Source organism: Kitasatospora sp. NPDC001660, from assembly GCF_053596725.1.
In genome coordinates this window covers 138847-163945 of sequence record NZ_JBSFGU010000005.1, presented here as the reverse complement: position 1 = coordinate 163945, position 25099 = coordinate 138847, and the positions used below count along the sequence as shown (strand labels likewise).

The following is a 25099-nucleotide window of genomic DNA, read 5'->3' as shown; positions in this document are numbered from 1 at the left end:
ACCGTCCGTGCGCAACTCCGCCATCCGGAAAGGGACGTGCCGTGGTCGTTCGCCAGAAGGTCCCGGACACCCTCGCCGCCCTCACCCGCACCACCGGACCCACCCCCTCCCACCCGGCGCCGGGCCTGCGCGCATGCCGACCCCACACGGCATTCGCGGCTGACCGGTGTCCGAACGGCCCGTGCCGCCCCTTCCGCAGCCGGGGGCGGCACGGGCCCTACGCCCGCTTCGGGGCGGCGAGTTCGGCGACGAGGGCCGAGCGGGGCTGCGGGATCTCGCCGTAGTCCTCGTCGTCCGCCGTGACGGTGAGGCGGTTGACGACGGCCTCCAGGGCGACCGGGAGCCTCGGGTGGAGGCCCTCGTGGCAGCGGGCGAGGATGTCGTGCCGCACGTCGTCCGGCAGCAGGGGCGCCGTGGCGCGGTAACTCCGGCGCGTGCGACGGGGGTTGGCGGCGAGCAGTTCGGCCTGGTCTCGCCAGTGGCCGGCGTCCCGCGTCTCCCCCAGGTGCAGGTGGTGCAGGTGCAGCAGGTACGCGGCGGTGGCGCTGCCCGAACCGGCCGCGAACTGCCACCAGAACTGGGCCGGATCGTCCCGGCCGGTGACGGCCAGCAGGCACCCGAAGACCAGCGCGCCCTCGGGGTGGATCCGGCGGCTGTTCACCAGCAGGTCCAGCGAGTGCCCGGCCTGCGGCGCGCCCAGCACGAGCGCGGTGGCCAGGTCCAGCTCGTGGGCGGCCTGCTCGTGCTCGGACGGGAACGGCGCGGGCGCGGCCGTGACGCGGTCGGACAGCGACGGCGCGGCGGCCACCGCGCACGGGAACACCCGGACACGCCGGGCCCCTTCGTCCGCGCCCCCGTCCATCCAGTCCAGCAGCCCGTACACCCAGGTCATCGCCCCTCCCCCCGAGCCGCTTCCGACAGGACCGGACGCGCCCCCGCGAAGTCCGGCCGTGCGACCGCCCGCGCGATGCGGCGGCGCGCCTGGCGGCGGTGCGCACGCAGCGTCGCGGGCGGGATGCCGAGGTACTCGGCGGCCTCGCCGTCCGCCAGGCCGAGGCAGTAGGCGAGCACGACGGCGTCCCGGTGGCGTTCGGGCAGGTCGAGTACGGCCCCGAGCAGCGCGAGCTGCTCCGCCAGGGTCTGCGGGCGCAGCCCGGCGCGGTGGCAGAAGCGGTCGATCGCGGCGTCCATCGCGGCGGTCTGCACGGCGGCCGGTTCGGCCTGCGTGGCCAGCCAGGCGGCGAGGTGCTCCTTGAGGAGGCGCCAGGCGTAGGCGGCCGGGACCTCCTGGCGCAGCGCGATCGCCCAGGTGCGGTGCAGGTGCTCCCTGGTGCGGCGGACCACGAGGGCGGCGGCGTCGCCGTGCGGGCCGACCTGGGTGCGGGCGAACGCGGTCCAGGCCGGCTCGTGGGTGCCGCAGAAGGCGTCGAAGGCGAGTCTCAAGCGGGCGCCCCGGTTGACGGTCATGCCGTGACCTTCCCGTGTGGTCGAGGGGGAACGTGCGCGCCCCCGTGACACATGCAAGCGCATCGGGGGGCCCGTTGTGCAAAGGCGGCGAGGGGATCCGGTGGAGCGGGCGAAAAAGTGGGACCACGGCGGGAACTGACAGTGCGTCACTTATCCTTGGTTCCCGAGCATCGTGGCGAAGGGGGAGCGGTGACGGCGGGCAGCGACGGTGCCGAGGTGGATCTGCAGCTGTACCGGGCGCATTCGGCCCGGATGTACGACTACTTCCTGGGCGGCACCACCAACTTCGCCCCCGACCGGGAGGCGGCCGGCCGGGCGATGGCCGTCTTCCCGTGGGCCCGCACCGCCGCCCGGGCGAACCGGGCGTTCATGCACCGCTCCACCCGGCTGCTCGCGGAGCACGGCATCGACCAGTTCCTCGACGTCGGCACCGGCATCCCGACCCCGCCCAACCTGCACGAGGTGGCCCAAGGGGTGAACCCGCGGGCGCGCGTCGTCTACGCCGACAACGACCCCGTCGTGTACGCCCACGCGCAGGCGCTGCTGCACTCCGCCCCGCAGGGCCGCACCGCCTACGTCCAGGCGGACGTCCGCGACCCCGAGGCCATACTGCGCTCCGCCGCGCTGCGCGACACGCTCGACCTCGGCCGGCCCGTGGCGCTCAGCCTGGTCGCGCTGCTGCACTTCGTGCCCGGGGCGCACGACGCCCACGCGATCGTCGAGCGGCTCAAGCGGGCCCTGCCCCCCGGCAGCGCGCTCGTGCTCAGCCACGGCACCCCGGACTTCGCCCCCGCCGAGACCGGGCGCGTGGCCCAGGTGTACAAGGCCGCCGGCACCGCGGTGCGGATGCGCACCCGGGAGGAGATCGCCCGCTTCTTCGACGGCTGGCAGCTGCTCGACCCGGGCCTCGTCGCCAGCCACCGCTGGCGCCCGGACCTCGGCGAGGAGGATCCGGGCGCCGGCACGGGTGGGGCGACGGACGCGCAGATCTCGGCGTACGCGGCCGTCGCCGTCAAGCCCTGAGGCGTCGGCGCATCAGCCCGTCTTCCCGACGGCCTGGGTCAGCCACGCGAACACGGACGGCACCATCGGCTCCCACGTGGACGTCAGGTGCGGCCCGTTGACCTCGACCGGGGTGACGGCGGTCGGTGCCTTCGCGGCCTTCTGCAGCGCCACCGCGTCCTCGTAGCCGTCGCCCTTCTTGCCCGTCACGTACAGCGCGACGTTCGGCGGGGTCTGCGCGTGCTGGAGCATGTAGACCGGGTTGGCGACCTCCCGCAGGTGCGGGTCCTTGGCGGTCAGCGAATCGGACTCGCCCATCGGGTCGTTGTAGCCCGACATGCTGACGGCCGCGTGGAAGCGGTTCGAGTGGGCCACGCCGAGCCGCACCGCGCAGTGCGCGCCCGCCGAGTAGCCGGCCACCGCCCAGTGCTCGGGTCCGGGCTCGGCGCGGAAGTTGTCGAGGACCATCTGCGGCACGTCGCGCGCCAGCCAGGTCTCGGCGTTGACCTTGCCGGGCACGTCCGCGCAGCCGGTGTCGACGTGGCCCGGAAGCAGCACGACGCGCGGCGAGACCAGGATGAACGGCGCGACCTGGCCGGACTTCATCAGCGGCGCCAGCTGCTTGGAGGCGTTCATGCTGCCGAACCAGGCGCTCGACGAGCCCGGGAAGCCGGCGAGCAGTTCGACGACCGGGAACTTCTTGTCCTTGTACGCCGGATCGTCGTACTGCGGCGGCGTCCAGACCAGCACCTCGCCGTCCACCCCGGAGACCCGGCCCTTCAGGTCGGTCGTCCTCACGTCCTTCGGCACGGCCTTGTCGTCCACCGGCCCGAACTGCTGGATCACCTGGGGCTGCCCGGGCGGGTTCGCGGCCGCCGCCGCGTCGTCCGCGGGCGGCACGGGCACGGCCCGGACGTGGTTGCCGGTGCCGAGCAGGTCGTCCCAGCCGCCGTAGAGGTGGTTGTCATTGTTCACCAGCACGAACACCAGCGTCACGGCTGTGAACTGGGCGAAGCCCACCATGACGAACCGCGTCCCGAAACGGAGCGGCTGCGGCCCGCGCACCCGGTTCCAGAAGTACATCAGGAGACCTATGGAGAGCGGGACGAGGACGAGCGAGAGGATGAAGAAGGGCGTGCCTGTCAGTTTCACACCATTGTTGACGGTGGGAACGGGTGTCCGGTTGCCTCCGATGGATCACAGGATCGTGTCCTCGGGGGCGGGCCGGTCGTTGGCTGTCCGGCCGTCACCGCCCCCGAGGGAGCTCCCCCATGTCCAAGCCCCGCACCACCGCCGTCGCCGCGGCCCTCGCACTGCTCGCCCTCGCCGCCCCGGCCACGGCGGCGAACGCGGGGACGACGGCCAACTGGATGAACGTCGCGGTGTTCTCCGGCGAGAAGGAGCTGGTCGGCCGGGCCAGCGCCACCCTGCACTGCCCCGACGGCGGTACCAGCACCGGCCACCCGCACGCCGCCCAGGCCTGCGACGACCTGGCGGCCGCAGACGGCGACATCGCCCGGATCGCCCACCGGAACGGCATCTGCTCGATGGTCTACAGCGCCGTCACCGCGAAGGCGTACGGCACCTGGAACGGGCGGCACGTCGAGTACAGCAGGACCTTCGCCAACGACTGCGTGATGAAGGCGCAGACGGGCGCGGTCTTCGACCTCAGGGTGCCCGCCGCCGACCGGCCCTCCCCGACCCCGTAAAACCGCTGGTGGAACGGACGGAAGGACGGCATGCTCGGCCGCTCCCCCACCGCGCACTGCAACTCGGCCTCTCCGGCAAGGCCGCCCGGGCGCTCCTGCCCGAGGAGCTGCCGTACCCCGTGGAGGACGGCCTCCTCACCTACCTGCGTGGCTGAACCGGCACGGGGTGCGCCGACGCACCGGTGGCACACCGGCGGCGCGCTGGCGGCGCGCCGGTTTCCGCCGCACCCCGCGGACCGTCATGTTCAGCCAGTGACCTCGACGGTGACGTCGTAGGTGCGCTGGTCGGGCCCGCACGCGAGGGCCTCGCCGCAGACGGTGCGGGTCGCGGTGAGGTGGGCGGTGCCGGCCGCGTGGGCGGTGAAGGCGGTCGTCACGGTGCCGCAGCCGGCGCCGGGGCGGCAGGAGGGGGACGGGGCGGTCGTCGGGGTGCCGCTCGGGGCGGCGATGTCGGCCGCCGAACTGGTGGGGGCGGACCAGTACGTGCTGTGGAGCTCGACGGTGACGGTCGAGCCGACCGGGACCTTGACCGTGGTGTGGTCGGCGTGTTCGTCCACCGTGACGGCTGCGGGGCTCGGGGTGGGCGAGGCAACGACGGTCGTCGACGGGCCCGCGCCGGTGGAGGCCCCGGTGGAGGCGCAGCCGGTCAGGGCGAGGAGGGCGGAGGCCAGGGCCAGGGTGGCGGGTCTTCTCAGGTTCACGGTGGGGTTCCCTCGTGCTGGTGGGGGGCTGCTGTGGTGCCGATTGGACGCGGCCGGGGCCCGATCGGATCCATCCTGAGCAGGAAAGAAACGGGAAAGGAACGGGAAAAGCGCCGCACCGGGGCGGGCGCGTGGCCCACCCCGGTGCGGTCGGTGGTGATGACGATCAGGGGAGCGTCAGGAGACGGTCACGTCGTCGTAGTAGGTGAAGGTCGGGTCACCCGGGTAGTTGTCGTCGTGGTTCGACAGGGTGAGGGTGTAGCTGTGGCCCGGGGTGACGGTCGCCGTCTTGTTGGTCCAGGCCGCGCTGGCGGCGCAGGTCTTGGCGAGGACCGTGGTGGTCGTGCCGGTGGTGTTGTCCTTCAGGGTGGCGGTGGCCCAGTCGTAGGTCACGGTGTCCGGGCAGGTGTTGCTGTACCAGAAGGACAGCCGGCTGGAGCCGGCCGGGGCGGTGAAGGTCTGGGCGAGGCTGGAGTCACCGGTCGGGTTGGTCGAGCCGACCATCGCGCCGTAGCTGCCGGAGTGGGCGGCGGAGGTGGAGGCCGAGGTGGAGCCCGCGGCGGTCCAGCCGGAGGTGTTGCCGGTCTCGAAACCGCCGTTGGTGATGGCGCTGCCGCCGCCACCGGAGGTGTTCTCGGTCCAGCTGAAGGAGGTGTTGCCGGCGGCGCCGGTGGTGTCGGTCGCGGTGACCGTCACGCTGGAGGTGCCGGCGGCGGTCGGGGTGCCGGAGATCAGGCCGGTCGAGGAGTTGATCGACAGGCCGGCGGGCAGGCCGGTGGCCGCGTAGGTCAGGGTCTGGCCGGAGGCCGAGTCGCTGGCGCTGATCTGCAGGCTGGCCGCGGTGCCGACGGTGCCGGACTGGCTGCCCGGGTTGGTGACGGTGACGGTGTTGCCGTGGGTCAGGATGGCGTGCGAGATCGCGCAGGAGTTGGTGTCGTTGGACCAGCTGGCCTGCTCGGCGAAGGTGCCGTAGGAGCCGAACGAGATGTTCGCGGCGCCGCCGGTGGTGCCGGGCTTGAGCCAGGCGCACTCGTCGGAGTTCTCCTGGCCGTTGTAGCTGCTGCCGGACACGTGGTTGGTCCAGCCGCCGGCCGGGTTCTGGTCGGACATCATCTCGTGCCACTCGTGGCCGAGGGTCATCGTCCAACCGTCCAGCGTGCCGGGCGAGTTGACGAAGCCGACACCGCAGTTGGCGCCCGCGTCGATGTTGTACGGCTGGTTCGAGAAGGCGATGTCGCCGTAGGGCGAGGTGGCCGCGCCGCCGGTGAGGGTGGTGTCGCCGTTCCAGTCGTGCCAGGCGCAGTACCCGGTGGTCGGGTTCTGGTAGTCGTCCGGGTTGGTGCCGTGCGGCGACAGGACGATGTAGTAGGCGTCCCGGTTGGCGGCGGCGGTGGTGTTGCCGAAGTGGCCGGCCGCCTTGATGGCCTCCTGGGCCAGCTGGTTGCCGGTGGCCTGCGCGGGCGAGGCGCCCGAGTTGTCGTACCACACGCCGGACAGGACGCCGCCGCTCTGGTACGGGATGAAGTTGGCGTTCGACGGGCAGCTGACCGCGCCGGAGGCGACGTTGGGGCCGTCGCACCACTGGGTCAGGTCGGCCGACCAGGTCTCGCCGTTGGTGCCGATGCCCTTGAACATCTGCTGGGTGGCACCGGCGGCGCCGGCCGAGTCGCCGGAGAAGGCCGCGTTGCCGTTCGAGTCGGTGCTCTGGGTGCCCCACTGGTTGCCGTAGAACACCAGGTAGACCTTGGAGTGGCCGCTCTGCACGCCGATGCCGTCGACGCCGCCGCCGTAGGACAGGGTCTGCTGGCCGGTGGCGGCCGCCTGCTGCTGCGCGGCGACCCACTTCTTGTAGTTCTCGTGCTGCTTCATGCCCGGCACCGCGCCGTGGCGGTACGGGTGGCCGTTCTGCGGGCTCCAGGGGTTGAACTCGCTGCCCGTGTCGGCCTTCGCGCCGGAGATGTCCTGCGCGAAGGCGGGGCCGGTGGCACCGGCGAGACCGGCGGCGGCGAGCGCCAGTGAGGCGATGCCGGTGAGGGCCGCGTACTTGGCGCGGCGAATTGTGCGGGAGTGACCCATGGGGTGAGGGTGCCTCTCTCGTTCCGATCGCCCGGCACGGCCGTGGGGAGGCCGCGGACGATCCCTTGTGGGGAAGGGGCTGACGGGGAATTCGGGCATGCCGTTTCGTCGGGTACGCACACCCTCGGGAATTGACTGTGCGTCGAATCCGCCGCCTGCTGGGAGAGAAGGAAAGCAGAGCTGATGAACGCGGGTCAACGGCGAAGAGTAAGGAACGATTAAGAGAGGCGTTCCAGCAGGTGAAGGCCCTGATCAGGCCCGGATCCGGGCTCTGTGGCACGAAGTTGACGCGTGTAGCTATTCACTGTTTTAGCGGCCATTCACTGTTCAAAAGGCCCGTTGATCCCCCCCTTCGCACAAACGGCGACGGCCGCCCCGCGCGTGCGGGGCGGCCGTCGGCGGCGTCGGTGGCGGCCGGTCACACCCGGTCGGCGGCGATCAGGACGTACTGGAACGAGCCGTCCTTGTAGGAGTTGATGAACGCCTCCTCGATGCCGGTCACGAGGGAGGTGGTGGCGCGCAGCTCCCAGTACGGGAGGGTGTCCGGGGTCAGGTCGATGACGGCCTGGGGCACGAGGCGGTTGTCCGCCATGGCACGCAGGTACTCGCGGCGGGAGTGGATGTTGCACTCGAAGTGCGCGTTGATCTGCGAGACCCACTTGGAGGGCTGGCCGTACCTCGGGTTCCAGCAGCCGGTGATGGTGACGTACCGGCCGCCGACCGAGAGGACCCGGGAGTGCTCGGCGAACAGGTCGTGCAGGTCGACGTACATGCTGGACTCGTTGTTCCACGAGCCCGCCACCGAGCCGGTCTCGAACGGCATGTCGAGCATGTTGCAGACCCGGGAGCGGACGAAGTCGCCGATGCCGAGCTCGCGGGCGCGGTTGTTGCCGAAGTCGGCCTGCTGGGTGGAGAGGGTCAGGCCCTCGACCTTGCAGCCGAATCGCTGGTGGGCCATCACCATGGACCCGCCGCGCCCGCAGCCGGCGTCGACGAGCGTGTTCTCCGCGGTGATGCCGCCGAGGTGGTCGAGCAGCACCTCGGCCTGGGCGGACTCCAGGCGGTGCAGCTCGGCGATGACCTTCTTCTCGCGCTCGCTGTCCTCCGGGGTGCCGATCGCGGACCCGTCGATCGCGCCGATGCCGTAGTGGTGGTGGTAGAGACCGTCGACGTCACCCAGGCGAAGGTTCACGGGCCGAGCCTCATGGTCCCAGTAGCGTGCGATGTCGCCCTGGTACGGAGTCGCCGGGCGGGGGATCGTGGCGCCGGCCTGGGTGGCGAGGTCGTCGGTGAGGGACATGGGTCAAGCTCCTTGCATGACAGGCGAACAGGGGTGAACAGGGGTGATCGGAGTTGGTCAGGGGTGATCCGGGATGGCCCGGGGCGGTGCGCGTCACCAGAAGTCGGGCAGCGTGTACCGGAAGGTGTTGGTCTGGTGCCAGTGGTGGTTGCCGTCGAGCCACACGGCCACACCGCGCAGGAAGCGGATCAGCGCGGGGACGGGGCAGGCGGCGGCGAGGGCGGCCGACTCGGCCTCGAAGGCGTGCATGAGCTCGTTGTGGACCTCGACCGCCTTGAGGTAGCCGTCGCGGTCGGAGAGGTTCTCGCGCTCGGACAGCACCACCGGCAGGTTCAGGTGCCGGCCGGGGCCGACGAGCTCCTTGGTGTAGGAGTACAGGTCGTTGACGATGGTGGTGGCATTGCCGGCGAGGGCGATGACGCGCTGCATCGCGGGCAGGGCGTGCAGGTCGGACGGCAGCTCGTAGGCGCCGACGGTGTCGGTGATCGTCGGGCACGGGCGGAAGTTGTTGAACTGACGCATCGTCAGGTACTCCCACACCTCCGGGACGTGGCCCGTCTCGGCCCACGACGCCTCGGCGAGATACCCGAGGTGCAGCCGCGCCATGTCGTGCCGGAAGCGGTCCGACTGCGAGGGCGTGGCAGCACGGGTGAAGTAGTCCATCGCCGACCGGTACGCCCGGCGCGGGGCGTCCGAGGACAGCGACTCCTCCCACGGCCCGTGGTACTCGGCCGTGGTGTGCAGCGGGTCGAGCGCGGTGTGCGCCATCAGCAGACGGCCGCCGAGACCGATCGGCGAGCCGCCGTGGTCCTCGCAGTAGCAGTCGTCGACGGCGTTCTCGGCGACCATCAGCCGGGCGGCGAGCATCAGGTGGTCCACGCTCGGCGCGTCGGGGTGGCAGGCCACCATGTAGCGGCCGGTGGAGAAGCCGTCGAACTGGTCCTCCCACTCCTCCGGGTAGAGCTGGACCTCGTCGATGGCCCAGGCCTTGATCTTGAGGCTGAGCTCCTCGACCCGGACGGGGTCGGGCTCGGCGATCGGGTGGTGGTAGAGGCCCGGGACCGGGTCGCCGACCTTCGGTTTGCCACCTCCGGCCGGGGGTTCGGCGGTCTGCGCCACCGTACTCGGCGCCGGCGCGCTCGTGCGGTCCGCAGTGGGCGCGCTCGCGGTCTCGCCGGCCGGGGACGACTCCTCCACGGCCACGGCCGGGCGGGTCGGGTAGAGGCTCGCGGTTCCGAGGCCGCTGGGGCCGCGCAGGATCCGGTCGATGGCGGATTCGGTCGTGGCCGCGGCGTTCATGGTCGCACCGCCGCGAGGGTGGCGCCGGGCCGGCGCCGCGCCGCCGACGGCGACTCCGGTGTGGTGCCCAGGGGCATGGAGGGGCCTCCCGCTGTTGCGATTCCGGTGATGGTGATGACGGGTCCTCGGTGACTGACGTACCGTCACCTCTCCCTGCAAGCACGGGAACTCCGAACGGATCCATCCGGAGGCCGCCCTCTCGCTCGCCCCCAACCGTAGGCTGGCGGGCCCGTCCTGAAATGCTCCGGACGATCTTCTACACCCGAATAGGTGAACGTTCGGGTCTACCGCGTTTGAAAACCCCCTCCCTCGGGCTATCGGGGCCGCGCGCCCTGCCGGACACGACGAAGCCGCCGGGCGACCACGTGGAGGTCGCCCGGCGGCTGTCGTCCGGGGAGGGAAACGGAGGGGTCGGCAGGCGGTAGAACCCCCGGCTCAGGACGTCGATGTCACGTCCTCCGGCCGTGCCCGGTCTAACCGTCGGGTGTGGCCGTCGCGCGAGGCTGCGGCCGCACCGGGACGGAACTCCGAAGTGGAAGGGGAATCGTGAAGGCCATCATCGTGTGCGCCTCCGTGTCGCACGGGAACACGAAGCGGATCGCCGACGTCATGGGCCAGGTCCTGTCGGCCCCGGTCGTCGAGCCCGAACAGGTCGGTGCGGCCGAGCTCGCCGCCCACGACCTCGTGGGCTTCGGCTCGGGGATCTTCTCGGGCCGGTTCCACCCGCGGCTGCGCCGGTTCGTCCACTCCCTCCCGGGGGATGGACGGGCCCAGGCGTTCGTCTTCGCCACCAGCGGCCTCCCCGAGCCGGCGTTCCGGCCCTTCACCGGCCCGCTCGTGCGGCTTCTCGCGCAGAAGGGCTTCGAGGTGCGCGACACCTTCTCGTGCCGCGGCTTCGACACCTGGCTCCCGTTCCGGCTCGTCGGCGGCATCAACAAGACCCGCCCCGACAGCGGCGACCTCGCCGCGGCACACGCCTTCGCCGAAGGGCTGCGGGCCCGGTCGGGAGCAGCCGCCCGGCACGGTCGCACAACGTGAGGGTGGCGCTCCCGGCGTCGACGGCGGTCGGGCGCCCTCCGGGGCGTCCGGATGCGCGAACTCCTCGGCCCAGGCGGTGCACCACTCGCGGAACCACGGGTGCGTCCACGCCGGCGGGACGATGGTCCGCGCCGATGCACGGCCGTGGGGTCACGCGTACGGCTGCCGGACCCCACGGCGCACGGACATCAGCCCCAATAGGCCGCAACCTGGAGCGGACGCTTGCCGTTGTGCGTGCTGACGTGGGCGTAGTACGCGTAGCGGCTGTTCAGGTGACTGAAACTGATCGAGCGCCAGCGACCGTCGCACGGCAGGTTGTCGAGCCCGCCGACCGTCACGCCGATGCCGGACTTGCGGGCCTCGATCTTGTACGTGCCGCCGCCGGTGCACTGCACGTCGAACCGCACGGCGCTCCCGCCCGGCCCGATGCCGACGTTCTTCGTGGACCAGCCGGTAGTCGGCGTGTGCGAGTCGAACCAGGCGTAGTGCCACGACGCCGCCGAGGCCGGGCTCGCGTTCAGCGCGAGCCCCAGCATCGCCGTGCCACCCACGACCATCACCGCGATCTTCGTCCTCATGATGTCCTCCCGTTGCCACCGCCGAACGCGGTGGATGGGAAGAGCGTGCCAACCAGCCCCTCGCCCCATCGTCAACTCCAGGGTGGAATCCCGGGTCAACCTCTGCGGTACGGCCGGGCGGAAGGACACACCGCCGGGGTACGTCGAGAGTCACGCTTCTCCGGCCTCCGGCCCCCTGGTGATGGCCGGTGGCACCGGAATCACCGCGCGGGGTCGGGGCGTTCCCCCAGGGCCGCCTCCAGCCGGGCGATGTCCTCGGCGTCCTTGGGGCGGCGCGGCCGGCCCGGTACCCACACCGGCATCATGCGCTTGATCTCGATCTGCGCGCGGGCGTTGACGATCCGGCACCGCACCTCCCCGATGCGGCCGGGCGGGCCGTCGAGCATGCCCTGCGGCCACGGCTCGCCCGCCCACGGGCCGCCGGCGACCACGACGCGTCCGGCGGCGTCCCGGTCGAGGAGGGCGAAGCTGCTCTCCTCGCCGTCCTTGAGGAAGTCGAGCTGCTGGCCGGCGGGCGGGCCGGGCAGCGGCTCGTGTCCGGAGCGCAGCAGGGCGGCCGTCAGCGCGGGGGCGTCCTTCGCCCAGGCGAACCAGTCGACGTCCTCGTGGTCGCGGGTCGCCTCCCCGAGGAAGAAGTCCATGGCCCACCCCCCGCGCAGCCACACCCCCACCCCGACGCCCTCGGCGATCCTCACCGTCTCGGCGATCAGCCGAAGCTGCCGAGTGCTGCGTTCCCTGTCCACAACCGCGCAGACTACGCGGCGACCCCGGTGGCAGCAGCTCGTTTTCCGGCGGCCGACGCGGGCCGTAACCCGTACGCACACCGGCTACGAGGCGGGGAGGCACCGGGATCTCGACGAGCCGCCGTTCCGATCGCCCGCTCCCCGGCGGACTTGCCGCGGCCACCCCGCGATGAGGTAATGGAAACGGCGTGCACGTCCCGTCCCGTCCGACCCGCACCACGGGAGCACGACATGACCGACGGACCCGAGCCCATCAGCGCCGACGCCCTCCATGCCCTCCAACAGGAGCTGACCGACCTGCGCGCCGACCGGGACACGGTCGCCGCGACCCTGCGGGAGGGCGAGCCGTCGGGCGACCGCGCCGACGAGGCGGACGAGCTGCGGCGCGCCGAGGACGTCACCCGCATCGACCGGCGGATCGCCGAGATCGAGGAGCGCATCCACGAGGCGGCGACGGCCGGTCCGCCGTCCACCGAGGCGGTGGGGGTGGGCAGCACCGTCACCGTGCGGTTCGCGGACGGCGAGGAGGCGACGTACCACCTCGGCGAGCTGGCCGAGGAGCTCGACGAGGCCCTGATCACCGCCGACAGCCCGCTCGGCCGCGCCCTCCTCGGCTGCCACGCCGGCGAGACGGTCACGTACGACACCCCCGACGGCACGACCCACGCGCAGCTCCTCTCCCTCGGACCGCGCGCCCGATGAGCGTCACGAGCCGGTACCGGGACGCCTGGGAGGGCTTCTGACGCGACGCGCCGGACGAGCCGGGCCGCCGTCACCCGGGCCGCGGACCCGGCCCGCACGACCCCCACCCGGCGGCCCGCTGCTGTGGGGGGATGCGAACGGACCGCCGGGGGCGCGCCGGCCGGAAGGGGAGTACCACCGACGCGGTGGAACCGAACGCGATCGGGGCAGCCCCATCTTGCAATTCCCCGCACCCACGCCGCACACCCTCCAGCTGCGACGGGGGCCGCGCTCGGTCCCACGCCTTGGAGACCCCACGCGGCGCAGCGGATAACACTTTTTGTTCAGCGGTTCGTGGGGGCGCTTGTCGGGGCGGGCTTGGGTGCCGGCCCGTAGCGGTGGTGATGGGCGACGGGGCAGACCCACGCGAGGAGGGCGACGACGAGGCCGATGGGCAGAACCGTGTAGGCGGTCGCGGTGGCGGGGGTGACGTCAGGCCGCATGGCCGCCGGCCAGGAGGTCGAGTTCGGCCCAGATCGTCTTGCCGTTGGGGTGGCGCGGGATGGTGCCCCAGCGGTCGGCGAGCGCGTCGACGAGCGTGAGGCCGCGCCCGGACTGGGAGTTGGGGAGGAGTCTGGCCGGGAGGACGGGGAGGTGGTCGCCCCGGCAGTCCGAGACTTCGATACGGAGGGTGGTGCCCCGGCGCGCGGTGGTGGTGAGCGAGAGGTGCAGCTCGAACCCGCGCCCCGGAACTCGGCCGTGCGTGATCGCGTTGGCGGCCAGCTCGCCGACGATGAGGAGCGCGGCGTAGTACGGCTCGGTGGCGATCAAGTTGAGCTTCCAGGCGGTCAGTTGGCGACGGGCGATCCGGCGTCCGATCGCCGCGCCCTTGGGAGAGGCGGTGAGGACGGAGGTGAGGGAGCGGGGGTTGTCGAGGGGGATTTCGGTCGTCATGGGGAAAAGCGTGACGGCTGCGACGTACGCTGACCATGAGTCCAGCGAGCACGGAGAGTGCTTGTACAGGCGCGGAGGGTTCGCCTGTCGGGGCGTCCCACATCAATCGGTCGAAGAGAACGGCAAGGGGCGGGTGATGGCCATGGGCGGCGTCGAGAACACGGTCTTCGACGACGGCGAGACGGCGGAGAACTCCGACGGCGTCGCCGAGTTCTACAGCGCGGTCGGGAAACTGATCAAGCTCTTCCGGGAGCGCGCCGGCCTGACGCAGCGCGAGATGGCGGCAAGGATCGGGTACAGCGAGGACATGGTCGGGGCGATCGAGCGGGGCCACCGCACCCCGAGAGTTGAGTACCTGACGGCTGCGGACGAACTCCTCAACGCTGGCGGCGCGTTGAAGGTTGTTGCCGACGACGTCATGAAGGCGAAGATCCGGGTGAGCACGCGGCACCCGGCCTTCTCCAAAGCCTTCACGTCCGAGGAGGCGAAGGCGATCGAGATCCACGAGTACAACAGCCTTCAAATCCCGGGCCTCCTCCAGACAGAGGCGCACGCGCGGGCGCTGTACGAGATGCGTCGACCATGGCTCGCGATCGAGCAGATCGACGAGTGGGTGGCTGCACGGATGGTACGGCAGGAGATTTTGAGCCGGTGGCCGTTGCCGGTAATGAGCTGGGTCATTGACGAGAGCGTCCTACGCCGACCCCTGGGGGGCTCGAATGTTCACCAGGAACAGCTGCGCCACCTGCTGAAGGTCGCCGAGATTCGCGGTCTGGAGCTACAGGTAATGCCCCTCAGCAGGACAGAAAACGCCGGCATGGGCGGCTCGTTCACGGTGCTTACCCCGCCCGGACGGTCGCCGATCGCATACGTGGAAGTGCAGCACGTCAACAGGTTGATCACGGATCCCGAGGAAGTCCGTAAGATGGCTGCACGATACGGCACCCTCAGGGGGCAGGCGCTCACCATGAGGGAGTCCCTGGCCTTGATCGAGATGATCCTGGGAGAGCAGTAAGCATGGCTGAGCTGGCGTGGTTCAAGAGCAGTTACAGCAGCAACGAAGGTGCCCAGTGCATCGAGGTGGCGGAGACCGCCAACGTCATCCACGTGCGCGATTCCAAGGACAAGAGCGGCCCGCAGCTGGCGTTCGAGCCGACCGCGTGGAAGGCGTTCGTGGAGTTCGCCGCGACCGCCGAGGTCTGAGATTCGGCCTCCTGACGGCCCATCGCTAGGCAGCGATGGGCCGTCGGCGTACCGTCAGGAACATGACCGAGCTGACCTGGTTCAAGAGCAGCCACAGCGGCAAGGAGGACTACTACTGCGTCGAGGTCGCCGAGACGACCGCCGCCGTCCTCGTCCGCGACTCCAAGGACAAGGCCGGCCCCCACCTCGCCTTCTCCCCCGCCGCCTGGCAGGCCTTCGTCGAGTTCGCCCGCACGCTCTGAGCAACTCCCGCCCGACAACCACCCCTTGTACGGCTCAGACCGTGCTGCTGTCCTGGTTCTGAACGAGCGCCGCCGCCAGGGCGTCGGCCTGTTCCGCCGTGATGCCGAGGGCGAGCGGGATCTGCCGGGGGCTGTACCCGGACGAGCACACCGCGATCGGGCTGCCGTCGGCCACGCTCCACCTCGGCTGCATGGCCCGGCCGGGTTCGTCCAGCAGCGCGGCGGCCAGTTCCTCCACCGACTCCGGCCGGAAGCCCACCCGGGCGAGCGCCTTCGCGACGATCCCCTGCGCCTCCCCCGGCGTGTCCGCGTCGCCGAGTGCCGGGAGCAGGGCCAGCAGGCGGTGGGCCGGGTCCGCCAGCCCGTCGGCGCCGTCCTGCGGGCTCCCGGCCAGCTTCACCAGTTCCCGCCACGACAGCCCCGGGCCCGAGCCGTGCGGGCCGTCCTGCGCGAGGAACCCGAGGCGGCCCCACGCGGCGTGGTGGACGAAGTAGTCGACGGTGCTCTCGTCCTCCCAGTTCTGCCAGGCCACGTACGCCGTGTGCCCGCCGTCGAACGGCACCCGCAGGACGAGCCCCGGCTGCTCGACGTCGCCGAGGCGCTCCATCACCGCCTGGTAGTCGGCCTCGTCGACGCCGCACTCCTCGGCCCGGTCGTCCTCCACCCCGAAGGAGATCACGAAGTGGGCGAACCAGAACGCCGTGTCGCGGGCGAGCTCCTCCCCCGCGACCAGTTCGCCGTCCTCCAGGAACGCGGGTATGCGCACGTGAACAGCAGTCATGCGACGCAACCTAGCGTGCGGCTCCGACAGCTGTCACAGCGGGATGATCTGCAGGTTCGCTGTTGAGGCGACGGTGCCGCCGGCGTAGAGGGTGTGGCCGTCCGGGCCGACCGCGAAGCCGTTCACGTTCTCCTCGTTCAGTGCTTGGGCCTCGCCCGGGACGGGGGTGTCCGTCGCGGTGTCGAGGACGAACACGGACGGGCCGTTCCCGCCGATGGTGTTGTCGACGACGTAGAGCCGCGTGCCGTCCGGGCTCACCTGCGGGTAACGGAGGTTGACGCTGTTGGTGGTCAGCGTGAAGTGGGTGGTGACGGTGTCCGTCGCCGGGTCGATCTCGTCGCCCGCGCCGCCGGACGCGCCGTTGAGGGCGAACAGGCGGCGGCCGTCCGGGCTGAAGGCCAGCTCCGAGTCCTGGCCCGCGGCCGTGCCCGGCACGACGCGCGCCACGGCGGGCGCGGCGCCGGTGAGGTCGAGGTGCACGACGCCCGCCTCGCTGCCGACGTACAGGTCGCGTCCGCCCGGGCGGACGACCACGTTGCCGGGGATGGCCGCGGGGAACTCGACGGCCGACGTGAACGCCCGCTGCCCGGTGGCGAAGGACAGCACCCGGCCGTTCCCCAGGTGGCCGACCGTCTGCGCGCCGGACTGCGACACGTACAGCGTCGCCCCGTCCGGGCTGAGCGCGATCCCGGCGGGCCAGCCGACGCTCCAGCCGGACGGGCGCGGCTGGTCCGGCAGCGCGACCGTGCCGAGCACGGTCATCGACGGGACGTCGACCACGCTCAGGGCGAGGTAGTCGAGCACGTACAGCCGGGATCCGTCCGCGCTCAGCGCCGCGAACACGAACCAGCTGTTGGCCCCGAGGGCCGGACCGCCGGAGGTCGCGCCGCTGCGGGTGTCGACGGTCCTCAGGACGAGGCCGCCCTGCGGGGTCGCCGTCACGACGTGGGCGGTGGCGCCGTCCGGGCTCACCACCGGGGCGGCCACCTGGCTGCCGACGGCGATCACCGCCTCCGTACCGGACACCGGCCCGGCCGCCTCCGCGGCGCCGCTCGTCAGCGCCAGCACCGCTCCGGCGGCGGCCAGTGCGACGCCGATGCGCGCCGCGGCCAAGGCCTCGATGGACATGGAATCCCCCCTCCTCGGCACCGCACCGTGCGGTGTGGTGGGGGCAGACTAACGGCGGGCGTTGACCAGGGCATGACCGCGTACCTCGCCGGCCCGGGGCGCCATCGACTTTCGGACAGCCGGTGCGGCGAGGCAAGGGGGCGGCCGCGGCTCGGTGGCCGTCGGCTCAGGCGTGGGTCGCCGCGCACTCCGGGTGGCCCCAGCTGCCGCCGACCTTGGTGATCTTGTCGCCCTTGGCATACGGCCGGGTGCACGGGCAGGTGCCGGGGTAGCGCGCGGCGAGCGTCCGGGAGGTGCCCGACGAGGGCTTCCTGGTCGCGGGCTTCGACGCGCGTGCGCGCGGGGCGGAGGCCGTGACCGGGTCCGGCACGGGCAGGTCGGCCGCGGTGCCGCCCGCGCCCTGCTGCGTGCGGGCGGCGTCGCTGGCGGCCTTGTCGGCGATGGCGTTCAGCGGGTCGCCGTCCACCTGGTGGGCGGGGACGTACACGAAGGCGACGTCCCGCCCTTCGAGCAGCGCGTCGATCTCCTGGATCAGCTCGCGGTTGGCCACCGGCTTCCCGGCGGCCGTCTTCCAGCCGTTGCGCTTCCACCCGGCGAGCCACTTCGTGACCGCGTCCCGGGTGTACGTGCTGTCGAGGCGCACCTCCAGCGGGGCGGCGGGGTCGGTCGCGGCCAGCAGCTCGCGCAGCGCCGTCAGCTCGCCGATGTTGTTGGTGCTGTGCCCGAGCGCGCCGGACTGCCAGCGCTGCGGCGCCCCGGCGGCGTCCGCGACCACGTACGCCCAGCCCGCCGGACCGGGGTTCCCCTTGGCAGCTCCGTCACAGGCTGCGATGACTCGTTCGTGCATGCCCACGATCATGCCAGGGTCCGGCGGGCCTCCCGACCACCCCATTCGCCCACCTCCCGGGGCTGCCGTTCCGGTCGCCGCCGCGCCAATTTTCGTTATCGCGGCCCGCGTCGGCGGTCTCCTCCTCAGGCGGCCGAAATCCCCCGGCCCGCCCGTCACGCGAAGGACCCACCGATGATCGCTGCCCGACGTCCGTTCTCCCGAGGCTGGCTGCTCGCGTCCTGCGTGCCCACACTGCTCGTGCTCGGGATGGCGCTGTCCGTTCCGCCGACGCCGTCGCAGGCGAATGCGGCGCCCGCGCCGTCACAGGCGGACGCGGCGGCCATGCCCGGGATGGCCGGCATGGCCCCCGCTCAGGCCCCCGGACCCGCCCGCGGACTCGCCGCCGAGGAGGACGGCTACCGGCTGACGCTGGAGACCACCGCGCCGCCCGCCGGCCGTCCCGCGCCCGTCCGCTTCACCGTCACCGGGCCGGACGGCAGCCCGGTCACCGACCTCGCCGTCCACCAGACGAAGAAGCTGCACTTCTACGCGATCCGCACCGACCTCACCGGCTTCCAGCACCTGCACCCGGAGCCGGCGCCGGACGGCACCTGGACGGCCGACCTCTCGCCCCTCGACCCGGGCACCTGGCGGCTGTACGCCGACTTCATCCCGAACACCGGCTCCCACAGCAAGGAGTACGTCCTCAGCCGCACCGTGACCGTCCCCGGCGAGGCCACCCCCGTCCCGCTGCCCGCCCCCGCCGACCGCACCACCGTGGACGGCTACACCGTCACCCTGCACGCCCAACCGATGGCCGGGGCGCACCAGTTGACCGCGACGGTCGAGCAGGACGGCCGCCCGGTGACCGACCTCCAGCCCTACCTGGACAGCTACGCCCACCTCAGCGCCTTCCACGAGGGCGACCAGGCCCTCGCCCACCTCCATCCCGCGAACGCCGTGACCGGCGACCACGGCGGCCCGACGCTGACCTTCCAGGCCATGCTCCCCGAACCCGGCAGCTGGCGGGTCTTCCTCCAGTTCCAGACCGCCGGCAGCCTCCACACCGCCCAGCTCACCCTGCGGGTCGACTGACGCGGCCGCCGCTCAGGGCTTTGCTCGACGCGGGGAAGCAGCACCGACTGCACGAGCTCCCGGCCCGTTCCGTCGCCCAGGACCGGGAGGCCCGAGCGAACGGCACCGGCCGCTGACCCCGCCCGGCACCCCGGCGGACGGCCCGCCCCGCAGGGGCCCGAAGTCCCGTCCCACAGTGCCCGTTGGGCTCTGGGGCCGGTCCGGCGTGTGCCGGAACAGTGGTGGGCACAGACCGGCGGACCCGGCCGGCCACAGCCCACGGAGGGCTCCCATGGCGACACGACACGTACTCACCGGCATCGACGGCTCCCCCGAGAGTGAGACGGCCGCCCACTGGGCCGCCCACGAGGCCCGTGAGCGCGGCACCGTCCTGCGTCTGGTGCACGTCTGGCCGTGGCTCGCCACCGGCGCGACGGCCGACGCCGGCACGCCGCACCCGAGCGGCCTGCGCCCGGCCGCCCTCGACGCGCTCACCGGCCTGGCCGAGCGGCTGCGCGCCACCCATCGCGGGCTGACGGTGGAGACCCTCCTGACCGGCGACGACCCGGTCGACGGGCTGCTCGACGCCGCCGGTGCGGCGGAGCTCGTGGTGCTCGGTTCACGCGGTCTCGGCGGTTTCGCCGGGCTGCTGGTCGGCTCGGTCGGACACGCGGTCACGGCCCGCTCGCGCGTGCCCGTCGTCCTGGTCCGCTCCCGGCGGCCGGCCACCGGCGAGGGCGGCATCGGCAGCTCCCGTGGGGAGGTCCTGCTCGGTCTGGACGTCCGCCAACCGGCCGGGGCACTCCTGGAGTTCGCCTTCGCCGAGGCCGGCCTCCGGGGCGTCCGCCTGCGCGTGGTGCACAGCTGGCAGCTCGTCCCGGCCGGTTCGTACGCCGGGCTGCTGCCGCCACTGGCCGATGCCCCCGTCCAGGAGCGGGCGGCTGCGGCGGCGCTCGCGCAGGCCCTCGAACCCTGGCGCGACAAGTACCCGGACACCGAGGTGATCGAGGAGCTGCGGCTGGACGGCGCCGGCTGGTCGCTCGTCCACTCCGCCGCGGAGCACGGCGCCGCCCTCGTGGTGGTGGGCCGACGGGAGCGCCCGCTGCCCGTCGGCCCGCGGCTCGGCCCGGTCGCCCACGCCGTCGTGCAGCACTCCCCCGCGCCGGTCGCCGTCGTCCCGCACCCCTGACCGACCTCGCCACGGCGTCGGGGACGGACGGAAGGAACGCCCGGGAGCGGGAAGTCGGCCGCACCGACCTCCCGCTCCCGGGTCTCCGCGCGTCAGCGGGCGGCGTAGACGTCCTGGACATAGCGGCCGGCGTCGATCAGGGCCTGCAGCCAGGCCTCCGCCTGCTGCTCGTCCGCGCCCGGCGTCCGGCTCAGGTACAGCTCCCGGAAGGCCGCCCGCACGCCGGGGGCCATCCGCGCGCCGTCGCCGCACACGTAGACCTCGGCGCCGTCCGCGAGGAGCTGCCACACCTCGTCGGCCTCCGCCGCGACGCGGTCCTGGACGAAGCGGCGGCCGCCCTGCGGCGCCTCGCTGAACGCCGGGCGCAGCGCGACGGCGCCGGCCCGCTCGGCGGCCTCCAGCTCGGCGCGGTGCAGGTAGTCGGCGTCGGGCAGGTCGCAGCCGAAGTAGAGCAGCGCCGGGGCGAGTTCGCCCCCGTCGCCGGCCTGCCGGCGGCGGTCGGCGACCGCGCCGCGGAACGGGGCGAGGCCGGTGCCGGCCGCGATCATGATCACCGGGGTGGCGCCGTGGCCGATCCGGAACGCCTCCCGGCACGGCTGGACGCGCGCGAGGACGGTGTCCCCGACGGCGACCCGGGCGAGGTGGCCGGAGCCCGTGCCCCGGAAGGTGCCGCGGCCGGAGCGGGCCGGGGCGCTCAGCACCGACACCATGAGGTCGACGTGGGCCGGGTCCTCGCCGGGCGAGGAGGAGATCGAGTAGTGGCGCGCCCGGATCGGCGGCAGCAGTTCCAGCAGCACCGGCCAGGTGAGCACCTCGCGCAGGGCCGGGTTGTCCTCGACGAGGTCGAGGAGCGTGCGCGGGTCGTCGTCCGGCAGGGCCCGCAGCGCGGCCTGCTCGGGCGGGCACGGGTTGAGGTCGGCCAGCAGCGCGCGCTGCTCGGCGGTCGGGCGGTCCTGCAACTCGACGTGGTGGGTGAGCAGTTCGCGTACGCTCAGCGGGCGGTCCACGGAGAGCCCGGTGCGGCGGTGGGCGACGATCGACAGGACGGTGTCGAGGTCCGCGCCGAACAGCTTCGCCGCCCGCTCGACGAGCGCCGGGTCGTTCTGCGGCAGCACGGTGAGGTGGTCGGCGGTGCGGTACTCGACGCCGTCCGGCAGGGCCAGCCGCACCAGGCGCTTCACCCGGGGGTAGCCGGGGTCGGTCAGGCTGCCGACCGCGGTGACCGTCAGCGCCGTCATCCCGTGCCGCGCGGCGAGGGCGTCCAGCGGGCCGCCGACGACCTCCGTCACGGTGAACGCCGCCTCCGGCCGCCCGGCGGCGGGGGCGTCCGTGTCGCCGTACCGCTCCAGCAGCAGGCCGCGCAGGCCCGTGCCGAAGGCCCGCACGCCGCCGGCCAGGTCGCCCGAGGCGTCGGCCTCGCCGGTGGCGAGCAGCCGGGTGCCGCCGAGTGCGGCGAGGCGCTCGGCGATCAGGGTCGGGACGCGCTGGTAGGTGGCGGCGTACGTGCGGTCGCCGATGCCGAGCACCGCGTACTCGACGCCGTCCGCCGCGGCGGCGTCGGCCTCCTGGAGCCACCGGACGAACCCGGCCGCGTCGTCCGTCGGCTGCCCGTTGTACGAGGCCGCGGTGATCACCACGGGACGGCCGGTGGGCAGCTTGCCCGCGTAGGCGTCCAGCGGGGCGACCTCGGTCTCGCACCCCAGCTCCCCGGCCGCCTCGGCCAGTTGCCGGGTGATGTCGCGCGAGGCGCCGTAGTTGGAGCCGTGCAGGAACAGCACCCCGGTGCCCTGGCGGACCCGGCCGGGCAGTTCGGCGGTGCGCGCCGGCGCCTCCTGCGCCGCCGGCGGCCTCGGCGTGCGCGGGGCGAGGGCGAGGGTGAACCCGTCCGGCTTGATGGTGAGCATCTGCTTGATGGTCAGCCGGTAGTCGGCGTGGTCGATCAGCCGGTAGCGGTGCACCAGCATGCCGAGCAGCATCGTCGCCTCGTGCAGTGCGAACTGCCGTCCGATGCAGGCGCGTTCGCCGGTGCCGAAGGGCTTGAAGGCGTGCGGCGAGCGGGCCTCCTCCGCCTCCGGGTCGAAGCGGGACGGGTCGAACAGTTCCGGGTTGTCGCCCCAGGCCGGGTCGCGGTGCAGCATCGTGGTCGCCACCGTCACCGTCTCCCCGGCGCGCAGCGGGATCCGGCCGCCGAGCAGGGTGTCCCGACGTGCCTCGCGGCTGAACGCGGGGGCCGTCGGCCACAGCCGCAGCGCCTCGTTGAGCACCTGCCGGGTGTGGCGCAGCCGCCCGACGTCCTCGTACGACGGCTCCGGGTCGGCCTGGTCGCCCCAGAGCGCGTCCACCTCGCGCTGGACCTCGCGCAGCACCGCCGGGTGCTTGGCGAGGTAGTACAGCGCGAAGGACAGCGCGCCCGAGGTGGTCTCGTGGCCGGCGATCAGGAAGGTGATCACCTGGTTGCGGATGTTCTCGGCGTCCAGTCTGCTGCCGTCGCCGGGGTGGACGGCACCGAGCATCAGGCCGAGCAGGTCCTCGGCCTCGGCGTTCTGCGCGCCCTGGTCGGCGGCCTCGACCCGAGCGGCGATCACCTCGTCCACGACCCGGGCGAGGTACGCGGCGTCCTCCCGAAACGCCGCGTCGCGCTCGCCGTGGTCGAGCTCGGGGTCGCGCCCCAGCTTGTCCATCGCCCACTCCAGGCACTGCACCATCGCCTCGACGAACGGGTGCGGCTCGTCGCGCTCGAAGGAGCCGAAGTCGAAGCCGAAGCCGGCCAGGCCGATGGTGTCCAGGGTCATCCTGGTCATGTCGCCGGGCACGTCCACCGGCTGCCCGGCGGCCGACGCGCGGTCCCACGCGTCGATCAGGCGGCGCGCCACCCGCAGCATCACCGGGTGGTAGGTGCGCATCGAGCCGAGCGCGAAGGCGGGCATCAGGATGTCGTGCGCGCGGGCCCAGTTGGGCTCGTCGTTGTAGGCCGTGAACAGGCCGTCGCCGGTGAACTCGCGGACGTTCACCAGGCCCGGGCCCACGGACTTGGTGAACCGCTCCTCGTCGGCCAGCTCCTCGACCAGGTCCAGGCCGCCGACCCACAGGAGGTCCCGCCCGTGCAGGCGCTGGACGTAGGCCGGGCCGTGCTGCCGGGCCAGCTCCATCACCCGCAGCACGGGCGCGGCGATCGGCGGCAGCGCGGAGATGTCGACGAGCGGGACGGCCGACGCGGCGCCCGAGGGGACGTTCACCTGGGCCTCCGGCAGCTCGGCCCGGGTCTCGGGCAGGGTGTCGGTCATGGGTGATCCACCTTCCGTGGTCCGTGGCGTTCCATCACAGGTGTTCCGTGACGGGAGAGGCTTCGACGTCTTCCACTGTGCGCCCGGCACCCACCGTGCCCAGCCCCGTCGACTACATGATTGTGTAGTACCCGGCGGCGTCCCGAGTCTTGCCCACACACCGTCAGGTCTGCTGAAGGAGGCACCGCGTGTACCCCAGCGACAGCGCCGTCGTCTGGCGCAACCGGACGCTGCGGCTGCTGGACCACGTGCCGGTGCCGATCGCCGTGTGCGAGTACGGCGGGCGGATCCTCATCGTCAACCGCGCGATGGCAGCCGAGTTCGGCCTGCTCACCGGGCAGCTGCACCACCGCAAGATCCTCGACTTCTTCACCCTCCGGGGCAGCGCCGCCGCCACCCTCCCGGCGCTCGCCGAGTCCGTCCGGCTGCACCGGCGCTCGCAGTACACCGTCGGGGTCTCGTGGACGGCCGCCGACGGCGCCGAGCGGCAGGGCGAGATGGACGTCGCCCTGGTCAGCGACACCCCCGACCAGACCCCGAACCTGCTGCTCTCGCTGCGCATCCTCGCGGACCCGTCCGTCGAGCCGCCGCCCGAGGAGCCCGGACCCGCCGCGCCGCACGCCGAGGTGAGCCCCACCGAGGCCCGGATCCTGGCGGCGGCCGCGCGGGGCGCGACCACCGCCCAGATCGCCCGGGAAATCGGCCTCACGAGGGACGGCGTCAACTACCACCTCACCCGTCTCTCCCGCCGCTGGCACGTCCCCAACCGCACGGCACTGGTCGCCCGCGCGTACGCGTACGGCATCCTGGCCACGGACACGTGGCCACCGGAGCCGGCCTGAGCCGGGCGGCGGGGCGGCGGGCCGACCCGCCGCCCCGGCGGGAACGTCCGCCTCACGCCGCCAGGGCGCGCCGCAGCGCCGCGCCGAGCTCGGCCATCTGCCGCTGCGACACGTCGGCGGACAGGAGCGCCTGCGAGCCGTGGAACGTCCCGGCCCACTGGTGCAGCTCGACGGGCACGCCCGCCCGGAGGAGGCGCAGCGCGTAGTCGATGCCCTCGTCGCGGTTCGGGCAGAACTCGGCGGTGGCCAGGTAGGCGGGCGGCAGGCCGGTCAGGTCCTCGGCCCGCGCCGGGGCCGCGTACGGCGTGGCGGGGGTGGTGCCGAGGTAGTGGCGCCAGGCGGCGGTGATCTTGTCGCGGGTCATCCACGGCGTGTCCGTGAACTTCCGCGCCGACCAGGTGTCCTGCCGGTCGTCGAGCCCGGGCTGGTTGAGCAGCTGGAAGCGGATCGACGGCCCCTGCTCGTCGCGCGCCCGCAGTGCCACGGCGGCGGCGAGACTGGCGCCGGCGCTGTGGCCGCCGATCGCGATCCGCTCGGGGTCGATGCCGAGTTCGGCCGCGTTCCGCGCGGTCCAGGCGAGGACGGCGTAGACGTCGTCCAGCGCGGCGGGATACGGGTTCTCGGGCGCGAGGCGGTAGTCCACCGAGATCACCACCGCACCGGAGTCGTCGGCGATCCGGGCGGCCCACGGGTGCTCGGTGTCCAGGCCGCCCATGACGAACCCGCCGCCGTGCAGCCAGATGACCGCGCCCCGCGCCTCCCGGGGCCGGTAGATCCGCACCGGGACGCCGGGGTCGGCGGGCACCGTGCGGTCCTCGACCACCATGCCGGGGACGTCCGCCGCGGGTACGCCGCCGGCCAGCGCGGCGAGGCTCTCCCGGGCTGAGGCGGGGTCGGTCAGGTCGACGTTCGGGAAGAAGGGGACGAATGCTTCGAGTTCGGGATCCATGCCGACCATCGTCCCGGCCGCCGTCCGCCC

General features: G+C 72.9%; 26 protein-coding genes. 11 read left to right on the top strand and 15 right to left on the bottom strand.

What is annotated here, in order from left to right:
• Positions 1-217 precede the first annotated feature (217 nt).
• Positions 218-892, bottom strand: a complete 675-nt coding sequence (locus tag ACWCXH_RS07805) for a hypothetical protein (protein WP_449800458.1) — start codon at positions 890-892, stop codon at positions 218-220.
• Positions 889-1467, bottom strand: coding sequence for a sigma factor-like helix-turn-helix DNA-binding protein (locus ACWCXH_RS07800; protein ID WP_449800457.1), 579 nt, complete (start codon positions 1465-1467; stop codon positions 889-891). Before ACWCXH_RS07800 ends, ACWCXH_RS07805 begins: the two co-directional genes overlap by 4 nt.
• A 216-nt stretch (positions 1468-1683) precedes the next feature.
• On the opposite strand from ACWCXH_RS07800, the gene ACWCXH_RS07795 reads away from it, so the two are divergent.
• Positions 1684-2490 carry an SAM-dependent methyltransferase gene (locus ACWCXH_RS07795; RefSeq protein ID WP_449800456.1) on the top strand — a complete coding sequence of 269 codons (807 nt, stop codon included), beginning with the start codon at positions 1684-1686 and terminating at the stop codon, positions 2488-2490.
• Between the two features lie 12 nt (positions 2491-2502).
• On the opposite strand, the gene ACWCXH_RS07790 is transcribed toward ACWCXH_RS07795, so the two are convergent.
• The gene (locus tag ACWCXH_RS07790; protein WP_449800455.1) at positions 2503-3621 is read right to left on the bottom strand and encodes an alpha/beta hydrolase; all 1119 of its coding nucleotides are present in this window, start codon (positions 3619-3621) and stop codon (positions 2503-2505) included.
• 119 nt (positions 3622-3740) lie between these two features.
• Between ACWCXH_RS07790 and ACWCXH_RS07785 the strand changes: the two genes are divergently transcribed.
• Positions 3741-4178: an SSI family serine proteinase inhibitor gene (locus ACWCXH_RS07785; RefSeq protein ID WP_449800454.1), complete on the top strand. Its 438-nt coding sequence runs from the start codon at positions 3741-3743 to the stop codon at positions 4176-4178.
• Between the two features lie 8 nt (positions 4179-4186).
• A complete protein-coding gene (locus ACWCXH_RS07780) occupies positions 4187-4333 on the top strand; it encodes a hypothetical protein (RefSeq protein ID WP_449800453.1) in 147 nt (48 codons plus the stop codon).
• Between the two features lie 90 nt (positions 4334-4423).
• Here ACWCXH_RS07780 and ACWCXH_RS07775 read toward each other — a convergent pair whose 3' ends face one another.
• From ACWCXH_RS07775 to ACWCXH_RS07760, 4 genes are all read right to left on the bottom strand, one after another.
• Positions 4424-4879, bottom strand: a complete 456-nt coding sequence (locus ACWCXH_RS07775; RefSeq protein WP_449800452.1) for a hypothetical protein — start codon at positions 4877-4879, stop codon at positions 4424-4426.
• A 177-nt stretch (positions 4880-5056) separates the two neighbouring features.
• Positions 5057-6955, bottom strand: coding sequence for a putative Ig domain-containing protein (locus ACWCXH_RS07770; RefSeq protein ID WP_449800451.1), 1899 nt, complete (start codon positions 6953-6955; stop codon positions 5057-5059).
• 418 nt (positions 6956-7373) lie between these two features.
• Positions 7374-8255 (bottom strand): geranyl diphosphate 2-C-methyltransferase, encoded by an 882-nt coding sequence (locus ACWCXH_RS07765; RefSeq protein WP_449800450.1) that lies wholly within the window; start codon positions 8253-8255, stop codon positions 7374-7376.
• 93 nt (positions 8256-8348) lie between these two features.
• Positions 8349-9701, bottom strand: coding sequence for a family 2 encapsulin nanocompartment cargo protein terpene cyclase (locus ACWCXH_RS07760; RefSeq protein WP_449800449.1), 1353 nt, complete (start codon positions 9699-9701; stop codon positions 8349-8351).
• Positions 9702-10100: 399 nt separating this feature from the next.
• On the opposite strand from ACWCXH_RS07760, the gene ACWCXH_RS07755 reads away from it, so the two are divergent.
• Positions 10101-10592, top strand: a complete 492-nt coding sequence (locus ACWCXH_RS07755) for a flavodoxin family protein (protein ID WP_449800448.1) — start codon at positions 10101-10103, stop codon at positions 10590-10592.
• Between the two features lie 188 nt (positions 10593-10780).
• On the opposite strand, the gene ACWCXH_RS07750 is transcribed toward ACWCXH_RS07755, so the two are convergent.
• Together ACWCXH_RS07750 and ACWCXH_RS07745 are read right to left on the bottom strand one after the other, a co-directional pair.
• Positions 10781-11170 (bottom strand): hypothetical protein, encoded by a 390-nt coding sequence (locus ACWCXH_RS07750; protein ID WP_449800447.1) that lies wholly within the window; start codon positions 11168-11170, stop codon positions 10781-10783.
• Between the two features lie 200 nt (positions 11171-11370).
• Positions 11371-11913, bottom strand: a complete 543-nt coding sequence (locus ACWCXH_RS07745) for a nucleotidyltransferase domain-containing protein (protein WP_449800446.1) — start codon at positions 11911-11913, stop codon at positions 11371-11373.
• A gap of 231 nt (positions 11914-12144) precedes the next feature.
• Here ACWCXH_RS07745 and ACWCXH_RS07740 point away from each other — a divergent pair, with 231 nt between their 5' ends.
• Positions 12145-12615, top strand: coding sequence for a GreA/GreB family elongation factor (locus tag ACWCXH_RS07740; protein ID WP_449800445.1), 471 nt, complete (start codon positions 12145-12147; stop codon positions 12613-12615).
• 471 nt (positions 12616-13086) lie between these two features.
• On the opposite strand, the gene ACWCXH_RS07735 is transcribed toward ACWCXH_RS07740, so the two are convergent.
• Entirely contained in the window at positions 13087-13548 is a 462-nt protein-coding gene (locus ACWCXH_RS07735; RefSeq protein ID WP_449800444.1) for an ATP-binding protein, read from the bottom strand.
• On the opposite strand from ACWCXH_RS07735, the gene ACWCXH_RS07730 reads away from it, so the two are divergent.
• The 3 genes from ACWCXH_RS07730 to ACWCXH_RS07720 all read left to right on the top strand — a co-directional run bounded on the left by ACWCXH_RS07730 (position 13547) and on the right by ACWCXH_RS07720 (position 14993).
• A complete protein-coding gene (locus ACWCXH_RS07730) occupies positions 13547-14563 on the top strand; it encodes a helix-turn-helix domain-containing protein (protein WP_449800443.1) in 1017 nt (338 codons plus the stop codon). The genes ACWCXH_RS07735 and ACWCXH_RS07730 overlap by 2 nt on opposite strands.
• 2 nt (positions 14564-14565) lie before the next feature.
• Entirely contained in the window at positions 14566-14751 is a 186-nt protein-coding gene (locus ACWCXH_RS07725) for a DUF397 domain-containing protein (protein ID WP_449800442.1), read from the top strand.
• 62 nt (positions 14752-14813) lie between these two features.
• The gene (locus tag ACWCXH_RS07720; RefSeq protein WP_449800441.1) at positions 14814-14993 is read left to right on the top strand and encodes a DUF397 domain-containing protein; all 180 of its coding nucleotides are present in this window, start codon (positions 14814-14816) and stop codon (positions 14991-14993) included.
• A 34-nt stretch (positions 14994-15027) separates the two neighbouring features.
• Here ACWCXH_RS07720 and ACWCXH_RS07715 read toward each other — a convergent pair whose 3' ends face one another.
• From ACWCXH_RS07715 to ACWCXH_RS07705, 3 genes are all read right to left on the bottom strand, one after another.
• Positions 15028-15774 (bottom strand): hypothetical protein, encoded by a 747-nt coding sequence (locus ACWCXH_RS07715; protein WP_449800440.1) that lies wholly within the window; start codon positions 15772-15774, stop codon positions 15028-15030.
• A 33-nt stretch (positions 15775-15807) separates the two neighbouring features.
• Positions 15808-16902, bottom strand: a complete 1095-nt coding sequence (locus ACWCXH_RS07710; protein WP_449800439.1) for a hypothetical protein — start codon at positions 16900-16902, stop codon at positions 15808-15810.
• Between the two features lie 166 nt (positions 16903-17068).
• On the bottom strand, positions 17069-17761 hold the full coding sequence (locus ACWCXH_RS07705) for a ribonuclease H family protein (protein ID WP_449800438.1): 693 nt from the start codon (positions 17759-17761) through the stop codon (positions 17069-17071).
• A gap of 162 nt (positions 17762-17923) precedes the next feature.
• Here ACWCXH_RS07705 and ACWCXH_RS07700 point away from each other — a divergent pair, with 162 nt between their 5' ends.
• Both ACWCXH_RS07700 and ACWCXH_RS07695 read left to right on the top strand, forming a co-directional pair.
• Positions 17924-18826 (top strand): hypothetical protein, encoded by a 903-nt coding sequence (locus tag ACWCXH_RS07700; RefSeq protein WP_449800437.1) that lies wholly within the window; start codon positions 17924-17926, stop codon positions 18824-18826.
• A 271-nt stretch (positions 18827-19097) separates the two neighbouring features.
• The gene (locus ACWCXH_RS07695; RefSeq protein WP_449800436.1) at positions 19098-19994 is read left to right on the top strand and encodes a universal stress protein; all 897 of its coding nucleotides are present in this window, start codon (positions 19098-19100) and stop codon (positions 19992-19994) included.
• A gap of 92 nt (positions 19995-20086) precedes the next feature.
• Here ACWCXH_RS07695 and ACWCXH_RS07690 read toward each other — a convergent pair whose 3' ends face one another.
• On the bottom strand, positions 20087-23278 hold the full coding sequence (locus tag ACWCXH_RS07690) for a bifunctional cytochrome P450/NADPH--P450 reductase (protein WP_449800435.1): 3192 nt from the start codon (positions 23276-23278) through the stop codon (positions 20087-20089).
• A 188-nt stretch (positions 23279-23466) separates the two neighbouring features.
• Here ACWCXH_RS07690 and ACWCXH_RS07685 point away from each other — a divergent pair, with 188 nt between their 5' ends.
• A complete protein-coding gene (locus ACWCXH_RS07685; RefSeq protein ID WP_449800434.1) occupies positions 23467-24120 on the top strand; it encodes a helix-turn-helix transcriptional regulator in 654 nt (217 codons plus the stop codon).
• Between the two features lie 52 nt (positions 24121-24172).
• Here ACWCXH_RS07685 and ACWCXH_RS07680 read toward each other — a convergent pair whose 3' ends face one another.
• Positions 24173-25069: an alpha/beta hydrolase gene (locus ACWCXH_RS07680; RefSeq protein WP_449800433.1), complete on the bottom strand. Its 897-nt coding sequence runs from the start codon at positions 25067-25069 to the stop codon at positions 24173-24175.
• Positions 25070-25099 lie beyond the last annotated feature (30 nt).

Bases quoted from the DNA above. Each gene is read 5' to 3' on its own strand.
- ACWCXH_RS07805 (WP_449800458.1), bottom strand. From the start codon at position 892: ATGACCTGGGTGTACGGGCTGCTGGACTGGATGGACGGGGGCGCGGAC.
- ACWCXH_RS07800 (WP_449800457.1), bottom strand. From the start codon at position 1,467: ATGACCGTCAACCGGGGCGCCCGCTTGAGACTCGCCTTCGACGCCTTC.
- ACWCXH_RS07785 (WP_449800454.1), top strand. From the start codon at position 3,741: ATGTCCAAGCCCCGCACCACCGCCGTCGCCGCGGCCCTCGCACTGCTC.
- ACWCXH_RS07770 (WP_449800451.1), bottom strand. From the start codon at position 6,955: ATGGGTCACTCCCGCACAATTCGCCGCGCCAAGTACGCGGCCCTCACC.
- ACWCXH_RS07765 (WP_449800450.1), bottom strand. From the start codon at position 8,255: ATGTCCCTCACCGACGACCTCGCCACCCAGGCCGGCGCCACGATCCCC.
- ACWCXH_RS07750 (WP_449800447.1), bottom strand. From the start codon at position 11,170: ATGAGGACGAAGATCGCGGTGATGGTCGTGGGTGGCACGGCGATGCTG.
- ACWCXH_RS07740 (WP_449800445.1), top strand. From the start codon at position 12,145: ATGACCGACGGACCCGAGCCCATCAGCGCCGACGCCCTCCATGCCCTC.
- ACWCXH_RS07730 (WP_449800443.1), top strand. From the start codon at position 13,547: ATGGGGAAAAGCGTGACGGCTGCGACGTACGCTGACCATGAGTCCAGC.
- ACWCXH_RS07735 (WP_449800444.1), bottom strand. From the start codon at position 13,548: ATGACGACCGAAATCCCCCTCGACAACCCCCGCTCCCTCACCTCCGTC.
- ACWCXH_RS07725 (WP_449800442.1), top strand. From the start codon at position 14,566: ATGGCTGAGCTGGCGTGGTTCAAGAGCAGTTACAGCAGCAACGAAGGT.
- ACWCXH_RS07720 (WP_449800441.1), top strand. From the start codon at position 14,814: ATGACCGAGCTGACCTGGTTCAAGAGCAGCCACAGCGGCAAGGAGGAC.
- ACWCXH_RS07715 (WP_449800440.1), bottom strand. From the start codon at position 15,774: ATGACTGCTGTTCACGTGCGCATACCCGCGTTCCTGGAGGACGGCGAA.
- ACWCXH_RS07710 (WP_449800439.1), bottom strand. From the start codon at position 16,902: ATGTCCATCGAGGCCTTGGCCGCGGCGCGCATCGGCGTCGCACTGGCC.
- ACWCXH_RS07705 (WP_449800438.1), bottom strand. From the start codon at position 17,761: ATGATCGTGGGCATGCACGAACGAGTCATCGCAGCCTGTGACGGAGCT.
- ACWCXH_RS07700 (WP_449800437.1), top strand. From the start codon at position 17,924: ATGATCGCTGCCCGACGTCCGTTCTCCCGAGGCTGGCTGCTCGCGTCC.
- ACWCXH_RS07695 (WP_449800436.1), top strand. From the start codon at position 19,098: ATGGCGACACGACACGTACTCACCGGCATCGACGGCTCCCCCGAGAGT.
- ACWCXH_RS07690 (WP_449800435.1), bottom strand. From the start codon at position 23,278: ATGACCGACACCCTGCCCGAGACCCGGGCCGAGCTGCCGGAGGCCCAG.
- ACWCXH_RS07680 (WP_449800433.1), bottom strand. From the start codon at position 25,069: ATGGATCCCGAACTCGAAGCATTCGTCCCCTTCTTCCCGAACGTCGAC.